The organism is Helicobacter sp. UBA3407 (assembly GCF_949747025.1).
Taxonomy (GTDB): Bacteria; Campylobacterota; Campylobacteria; order Campylobacterales; family Helicobacteraceae; genus Helicobacter_D; species Helicobacter_D ganmani.
This window is the reverse complement of record NZ_CATKCB010000151.1, coordinates 1-2,286: the sequence shown is the minus strand read 5'-3', so window position 1 is coordinate 2,286 and position 2,286 is coordinate 1. Positions and strand designations below refer to the sequence as shown.

Below are 2,286 nucleotides of genomic sequence, written 5' to 3'. Positions count from 1 at the left end.
GAGCTTGCGCACCTCATCAGCTACGACAGCAAATCCTCTTCCGTGTTCTCCTGCACGCGCTGCTTCAATAGCGGCATTGAGGGCAAGCAAATTGGTTTGATCTGAAATATCTGTAATTAATGCAATGACACTTGAAATCGCAGTAAAGTCGTTTTGCACTTGGGTAACCATTGTATTAAATTCAGAAAGTTTTGCAGTCATATTAGACAAGCCTTCTGCCAAAATATTTTGAATCTCAACAGAATTTTTCTTATTGTCTGCTGCAATAGATTTTGCAGAACGCAATAAATCCACTGTTTTGGCAAAGTCATCTTGTAAAATTTTTAGATTTTTACCACAACCATTTGCAAGTGCCAAAGTCATATTTTTAAAAGTCCCGCTTTTGTCATCTGTTTGTGCTTCTTCTGAAGATTCTTGAAGTTTTGCGTGTAATTCCTCGTTGTGTTCTTTTGCTTCTTGGAGTTTCGCTTTTAAAAGCTTATTCTCCTCCAAAACACGATGCAATTGTTCTTTGTATTGACTGCCAAACATATTCTCTCCTACCTTTTAAGTTGATTTTTCATTTTACGAAAATCTTTAGAAAAACCTTAAAGCTTTAATTAAAATTTTATAACTAATTAAATTAAAAAATTATAAAAAATATTAATCTCTATTTAAACTTTGATTTTATACAAGTAGATTCCTTTTCTTGAAAATCCAATGGCTTGCTCAAATATCGCCTATACCCATAAAAAGCCCCAAACATCATTCCAAAACCCACCAAATATCCCACAATAAGAGATTCAAAAAATCCTGCAACACCAAAGCTAATCAATGCAGCAAATGCAGCCGTCGTTGCATAGGGCAATTGTGTGATAAAATGGCTCTGCACAGAGCAACCTGCTCCTGTAGCAGAAAGAATCGTTGTATCAGAAATTGGCGAAGTATGGTCTCCATACACTGCTCCAGCCAATACAGCAGAAATGCTCAACATCATATCTATGCTATTAATCGTGGCTATGCTCGCACCAATGGGCAACATAATCGCAAATGTTCCCCAGCTAGTTCCGGTGCAAAATGCAATAAAGCTTGCGCTTAAAAACAATACCAAAGGAGCAATGACATTTGCCGACAATACACCGCTTGCCAAAAAATCCCTGCTTAGATTGGCAAGATAAATGCCGGTTTGCAAATCATTCTTAATCACAGGTCCAATCGCCCACGCCAAAATTAAAATAAGATTTGCGGGCAACATAGACAAGAATCCGTCTTTGATAATCAAAGCATACTCGCGCAAACTAATGCGATTCCAAGCAATAGCTACAGAAACAGCTATTGCACACACTCCACCCCAAAAAAGTGAAAATCCAGTTTGGGCATTTGCAAGCATTTCAATCAGATTTGGATTTTGCGACACTTGATAGCCACTATAAAAAATAAAGAATCCCACAAAAAAGATAAGTGCAATAATGGGCAGAATCAAAAGCCAAATGCTCCCCCCGCTATGAGGCTTGATTTCGTCAAACTCTTCTACCCCTACTCCTTGATTATGGCGCATAACGGGCAGATTAATTTGCCAAAGAATCGTTAAAAAAACTCCAAGTAGGGCAAACCAAGCATAATAATTCCCCCAAATGCTTTGCACTAGCACACTAAAGCTTGAGGTATTCTCCACCAATCCACCCATAATTCCCAAAATATAAGCCCCCCAACTTGAAATTGGCATTAAAATACAAATCGGTGCGGAAGTAGAATCAATAATATATGCCAAACGTTCCCTTGTAGAATGATTCGCGTCATTGAGTGGGCGTGCAATTTGCCCGACGGTGAGTGCATTAAAATAATCATCAATAAAAATCACAATTCCCGCAATAAAAGCAACAAATTCCGAACCTTCCGCAGTTTTGACGCGTTCTCTTGCCCAATGCACAAAGGCATTCATTCCACCTGAACATTGCATTAGCTGCGTCAAAATCCCAAGCAAAATCAAAAACCCAAACACATACAAGGCATTAGATTGCACTTCTCCCTCGCTGTAAAACACCCCTCCAATGGCATTTAAGACATATTCTAAAACCCCAAAAAACGAATTGCTTAACATAAATCCAGCTAGAAAGATTCCAACAAATAGCGAAAGCACAACCCTGCGCGTAATAAATACTAGCGCAATCACACACAAAGGCACAACCAAACTCAATACTGAATCTGCATACATTCCCATACTCCTAAAAACGCAAAAAGAAAAAAGTGTGGTATATTATTTGTAATTTCATTAGTTTTACATTAAATACTTAAGAATCTCGTGAT

At 38.1% G+C, this 2,286-nt stretch carries 2 protein-coding genes; both read right to left on the bottom strand.

The window, feature by feature from the left end; all coding sequences use genetic code 11:
• The coding region (locus tag Q1553_RS05500) for a methyl-accepting chemotaxis protein (RefSeq protein ID WP_300842799.1) at window positions 1–201 on the bottom strand (201 nt) is incomplete at its 3' end.
• 448 nt (window positions 202–649) lie between these two features.
• Window positions 650–2,200 carry a Na+/H+ antiporter NhaC family protein gene (locus tag Q1553_RS05495; protein WP_115550845.1) on the bottom strand — a complete coding sequence of 517 codons (1,551 nt, stop codon included), beginning with the start codon at window positions 2,198–2,200 and terminating at the stop codon, window positions 650–652.
• Between the last annotated feature and the right edge of the window lie 86 nt (window positions 2,201–2,286).

Excerpts from the sequence above, each read along its gene's own strand:
- Q1553_RS05495 (WP_115550845.1), bottom strand. The coding sequence starts at position 2,200 with ATGGGAATGTATGCAGATTCAGTATTGAGTTTGGTTGTGCCTTTGTGT.